The following is a 5,395-nucleotide window of genomic DNA, read 5'->3' on the forward strand; positions in this document are numbered from 1 at the left end:
GGGGACCATTTTACGGGGTAGCTCCGCCGGGAAAAGACGGTCTAAATTGATCGCTTACCTAACAATTTAGCAGGCTTTGAAGTAGCTGAACTGAAAAATATAAATACAGTCAGCGGCGGCTTTGTTACATCTGTTGAGTTTGATATGGCCGTAACAGAATCTACCTCTAAAGATGGTGGGGCTAAACTATCAATTGCTGGTGTAGGTTCTCTTGGTGGTGATTTAGCTACAGGTTCGAAAACAGTAAGTAGAATAAAATTTAGTGTTCCACTTCATATTAAACCTAAGAATCAATAAGTGTATATGTAAACATAACAAGCTGTTCAAGGCGGGACTGCTAACGTTTGGCTCGGTTTCGCTTCGCTACACATTTTAGCCAAATATTAATCAGCCCCTTAACAGGGCGTTAGCTGTAGGAAACCATTTATCGAGGAATGAAGAGAATGGCAGGATTGGAGTTTCAAGAACGATTCGATGTGTCATCGTCAGGTATCACCTTTGAGCAATTGGTGACGGATGCCCCCGAGGAATTGTCAAATAGCATCAATAAAACAGGGGTTTTAATCCTCCCTTCACACGAGACCGAGGATTCGTTTTATACCGGAAGCTTGGATACGCTCGACTATTTAAATGACAATGGTCTCAAGACTGATATATACGCTAATGACGAAGATTACAAAGAGCTGGGGTTGCACGCGGCGGACATCTGGCTTGGCACGTTCTTCGTAAAGAATATTGTGATACCTGTGTTTTGCGGTGTCATTGCCTCATATATATACGAAAAACTTAAGGCCAAAAAGGACGATAAGATATCCGTGAAATTCATAGTGGAAAAAAAGGACGGGAAAAGCTCAACAGTTAGCTTTGACGGTAAAGTCGAAGAAATGGAAAAAGCCCTCAATGCTGTAAAAGAATTCAGTAATGATGATTGAACTTACAAACATCGAAGACACTCGTAAGCCAGTCATAGGTCAAATACTGGAAGAGCTTGAAAGGAAGAGAAAAGAAGCCGCATCATCGGGAAATGAGGAATTTGCTAATAATTGCTGGAGAGAGTCTGAGGCTCTCAAGGTAAACATTCTGTATATAGAAGCGTTTGAAAAAATCAAGTCAAAAAAGTACCGAGACGCTTGGAATGACCTCGAACGTTGTGAAATTGACGCTGCTTCAATAGAAAGGAACTCGGATTCCGATTATTACACCAAATCTCGATGTCATTTCATAGAAAAACAAGTATCCAAGTGGCAGTCTCTTTATCCTTACTGTGTATTTGCAAGCCCTGGTTTCAAGGTAGGGTATTACACATGCAGCATATGCAATCACAAGGTGAGGCCAAGATCTAGGTGTTCACACGTAAAGGGGAAAATATACAATGGAGAACTGTGCGTGCATGTTGCACATGATATGGAATTTCTAGAACTCTCAATAGTTACGAAGCCCGTACAAAAATACTCCGTTATGCACGATGATGAAACCTTAGATTTTTCGTTGATCAACTATCTGTCCGATTTTCTTGATAACGCATTTGAAAATTGGGAGGCACATTGGACACGGAAGAGCTTCCCAATTGAAAGGTTTTCACAAGTTACCCCTGATTCTGATTGTCCATGTAAGAGTGGAAAGAAATTTGAGGAATGCTGTATTAACGAAAAAGAGATCTCTATACCACATGTGGATTTTCAGTTTTTCAAAGAGATTTCGGATGACAAAGCCAAGGTCCGATTTCCATATTAATCAGCTAACAATCGGCTACACAAGGACGTCAAACTCTACGCTTCGCTCCGAGTTTGCCGCCTGTGAGCCATGGCGTTATGTGCAAGGAAAAGTATGAGTAAATATTTAGTTTCAGTTCTCATTATGCTGATATCTGTAGACGTATTTGCAGTGAACGATTTCAAGTGCACGATCAAAGATGCCGTTAACTTAGAAGATAACGGCACTCTTAATCATAAATCCAATATCGTTACTGGCTATCTTGGCAAAGAGTTTGTTGTTAATCGTCAAACTGGAATCATTACAGGTGCAAATATTACAAATACCATGTCAGGCAAAATGCCAGTGGTCTACGATTATTTGCCAAATGAAAATGGCTACAAGGCTGTTACTCATTATAAACCGAATAATACAATCGACTATCTGCAAATAAACCAGTACGCAGAAACAGTTGAAAAGCCGTTCTTTTATAAAGGGGCATTTGGCACTATGGTTTCCGGAACATGCGTAGTGTATTAAAAGCACATAACAAAGTGGTCAAGTTCACTCCGGCCGCAAAAAGCGCGGCCTGCGCGGGACAGCCTACGCGTTGCTTCGGCTGCCCCTTACCACGGCGTTATGTGCTCAAAGGGATTCGAATGAAAAATCTTTTTTTATTAGCTTTGTTCTTTCCTCAATTCGTATTAGCTTCGGCCACGATGAACTGTCACTTTGATAAATTTCATCAGGCTCACCATAAAAACCCAGCACTATCAGGTTATGCGAAAATTGATCAGAGTTTGGAAATAGTCGATTTAAAAACTAGTAAGAATACGCTTACTCTTGATGGAAGTGTTAGGGCAACAAATAGCCTGCATTGGGTATTGTTAGAAAATGAGAATTGGGAATTGGAATCGCTAAATTTAGCTGGTGATTTTGGTGAGCTTTTAGTTATTGAGGGTACACAAGGTCAAAAAATAACTGAAATTGAAGGCTGGTACGAAGCGCTACTTGTTGAAGTAAGCCCTTTGTCTACAAATACCAGACTTGGCAAATGTGTAATTCGGAAGCGCACATAAGAAACCGCTGTAGTCGGTCGCAAGCTCCCTGGGTGTTGATGTCCGCTTTAGCAAAATTATTAGTTCCAAAGTGAGTTTGGAGGATTCTATCGAAACGACCGCTTTTGTTTAGATTATCAGTTATCTGCCCTCCATTCAGATCCACCTTGATGTCCTACTCTCGGGCAGATATCAGATAATCTTCGTTGGACGAAACCGCGGGATGTTACCCCTGTGGTTTGGCTATGGGGATTTCGATGGTGAATGTGAGTCTGCTGTAGAGGATGATCGCCAAGATCACGTGTTTCCAGTGGTGCTTTGTTTCTATTGGCATCTGATTTTCACGTTTTTATTCAGCTCGGTTGTCTCGTTCTATTCATTGTCATGGGGTTTATAGCGTTTCAGGTAAAGCATCATCCTCACCAGTAAAGGCGCTTTTTTTATCTCTTTAAGCACCCCGCCTATTTAGGGGGCGCTCTTGGTAAGTATGCAGGTAGCCTGAGCCCCGACACCTTCATCGGTGATTGACATTGCCTGCACACGAAGGGGGCTGAGTCTGCCTTCGATTCATTGGCAGGATTTTTGATTTCTGGTGGCGGTGCTACGTGCAAGGCTTGTCTGGCCATATTGAGTTTGGCTTTACTGGCCAGTAACCCATAATGCCGGATACGATGAAACCCGGTTGGCAAGACATGCAATAAAAATCGACGCATGAACTCGTCACACGTCAGTTGCATCGTCCGGTGCATGTTGTTTCCTTTGCGCCGGTAATCCTTATAGGTGAACGAGACATGTGTTTCATCAATGGATTGGAGTCGGCGATTCGCAATCGCTACACGATGCGTATAACGCGACAGGTACTTCAGCACCGCTTGTGGTCCTGCAAACGGCGGTTTGGCATACACCACCCATTCCATGGATTGTTGCTGTTTGCACCATGCCATAAAGTGCCCGGCGTGTTCAAAGCCACTGGTCTGCGTCAACTCCCCGAAGCACAGTAACTGCGTCGATTCGTATAACTCACGTACGCCTTGCATATACAAACGGCGGAACAAGCGTGATAACACTCTGACCGGCAAGAAGAAGCCCTTTTTACACGCTTTCCATTGCTTAGCCTTATCCAGCCCGCCACCGGGCACAATGCAATGCACATGAGGATGATGCATCATCGAGGAGCCCCACGTATGCAACACCATAGTGGTGCCAACCTCAGCGCCTAAGTGTCGCGTATCACCGGCAATGGTCAGTAGCGTTTGTGATGCGGCTTTAAACAACAACTGATACATCTGTGCTTTATTGTAAAAGGCCAGTTGTGCTACCTCACCAGGTAAGGTAAACACCACATGGTAGTACTCTACGGGTAACAACTGCTGCTCTCTGGCTGCAAACCAGCGTTTGGCGCTTGACCCCTGGCACTTCGGACAGTGACGATTACGGCAGGAGTTATATGCGATGGCATCGGTATGACAGTGTTCGCAGTGCAGGTGATGAGCACCTAATTGGGCACTTCGACAACGCTCAATGGCTGACATCACTTTCAGTTGCGCTAAGCTTAAATGCCTATGCTGAGCGCTTTTATACTGCGTACCAGACAGACGAAACACATCCGCCACCTCAAGCGGTGGCCGTGAACAACTCGACATAACGTCACGCTCACAATGCCAGTGTATCTAACGGACTCACCACCTCACGCAAGAGTTTACTGGCGACTTGTGCATACAGCGCAGTGGTTTCCAGTTTACTATGCCCCAACAGCGTTTGAATGATACGAATATCGACTTTATCTTCCAGTAAGTGCGTGGCGAAACTGTGCCGTAAGGTGTGCATGGAGACTTTTTTATTCAGTCCTGCATCCAGACACGCAGATTGGCAGGCCCGACTGAGTTGGCGGGTGCCAATAGGGTTTAACGGATTCTGCCCTGGGAACAACCACCCTCCCGGTAGCATTAGGTGATGCGCTTTGGCATGTTTGTACCATTGGCGAAGTGTACTCAACAGCATTGGCGATAACATTGCCATTCTGTCTTTCTTCCCTTTACCTTGCTCAACGCGCAATAGCATGCGAGAACTGTCGATATCCGTCACCTTCAACATCACCACTTCGCCAATCCGCAACCCCGCCCCATAAGCGACCGAGAAGGCAGCTTTGTATTTAATGCTATGTGTGGCATCAATCAGTTGCTTGACTTCCTCTTTACTCAATACCGTCGGCAACTTCCTTGGCACCGGCACGGTGCTGACTTTGAGCATCACATCAGGTCGATTCAAGGACTTATGAAATAAGAACGTTAAACCCGATAACGTGGCATTGATGGTGATGTTAGATGTACCTTGCTCGGCCAATGCGAGTTGGAATTGGCGCAATTCTTCAGCCGTGGCATCCTCTGGCGAGCGTTTCAAAAAGGTAGCGAGTTTCTTCACGCCTCTGATGTAGCCTATTTGCGTTTTAGGACTGAGCCTACGCATGGTCATATCTTCAATCATGCGTTGGCGTATGGGGTTGGATCCTTCAAAGTAACTCATGGTTTCACTCCTGAGTGAATTCAGGGCGACATTGCCCTTCCTTCAGCTTAGAAGCGGAGAACGAGATCAGAATATAATTAATGAGGTGGGGGCGGCACTACTACCGCGGAGCGGTTTAGTCC

Annotated in this window: 7 protein-coding genes; 5 read left to right on the top strand and 2 right to left on the bottom strand. The window is 44.9% G+C overall.

What is annotated here, in order from left to right; all coding sequences use genetic code 11:
- Positions 1-144: 144 nt before the first annotated feature.
- The 5 genes from D9T21_RS22770 to D9T21_RS15960 all read left to right on the top strand — a co-directional run bounded on the left by D9T21_RS22770 (position 145) and on the right by D9T21_RS15960 (position 2,771).
- Positions 145-297 carry a hypothetical protein gene (locus D9T21_RS22770; protein WP_164464715.1) on the top strand — a complete coding sequence of 51 codons (153 nt, stop codon included), beginning with the start codon at positions 145-147 and terminating at the stop codon, positions 295-297.
- Between the two features lie 146 nt (positions 298-443).
- Positions 444-932 (top strand): hypothetical protein, encoded by a 489-nt coding sequence (locus D9T21_RS15945; RefSeq protein ID WP_123325936.1) that lies wholly within the window; start codon positions 444-446, stop codon positions 930-932.
- Positions 922-1,734: a zinc chelation protein SecC gene (locus tag D9T21_RS15950; RefSeq protein WP_123325938.1), complete on the top strand. Its 813-nt coding sequence runs from the start codon at positions 922-924 to the stop codon at positions 1,732-1,734. Before D9T21_RS15945 ends, D9T21_RS15950 begins: the two co-directional genes overlap by 11 nt.
- A 93-nt stretch (positions 1,735-1,827) precedes the next feature.
- Complete coding sequence (locus tag D9T21_RS15955; RefSeq protein WP_123325941.1) at positions 1,828-2,232, top strand: hypothetical protein; 405 nt, start codon at positions 1,828-1,830, stop codon at positions 2,230-2,232.
- A gap of 119 nt (positions 2,233-2,351) precedes the next feature.
- Entirely contained in the window at positions 2,352-2,771 is a 420-nt protein-coding gene (locus D9T21_RS15960; RefSeq protein WP_123325943.1) for a hypothetical protein, read from the top strand.
- 440 nt (positions 2,772-3,211) lie between these two features.
- Here the strand turns inward: D9T21_RS15960 and D9T21_RS15965 are convergent, their stop codons facing one another.
- Positions 3,212-4,393: an IS91 family transposase gene (locus D9T21_RS15965; protein WP_241155730.1), complete on the bottom strand. Its 1,182-nt coding sequence runs from the start codon at positions 4,391-4,393 to the stop codon at positions 3,212-3,214.
- 10 nt (positions 4,394-4,403) lie between these two features.
- Entirely contained in the window at positions 4,404-5,273 is an 870-nt protein-coding gene (locus D9T21_RS15970) for a tyrosine-type recombinase/integrase (RefSeq protein WP_105935219.1), read from the bottom strand.
- Between the last annotated feature and the right edge of the window lie 122 nt (positions 5,274-5,395).

The organism is Marisediminitalea oceani (assembly GCF_003731635.1).
Classification (GTDB): domain Bacteria; phylum Pseudomonadota; class Gammaproteobacteria; order Enterobacterales; family Alteromonadaceae; genus Alteromonas; species Alteromonas oceani.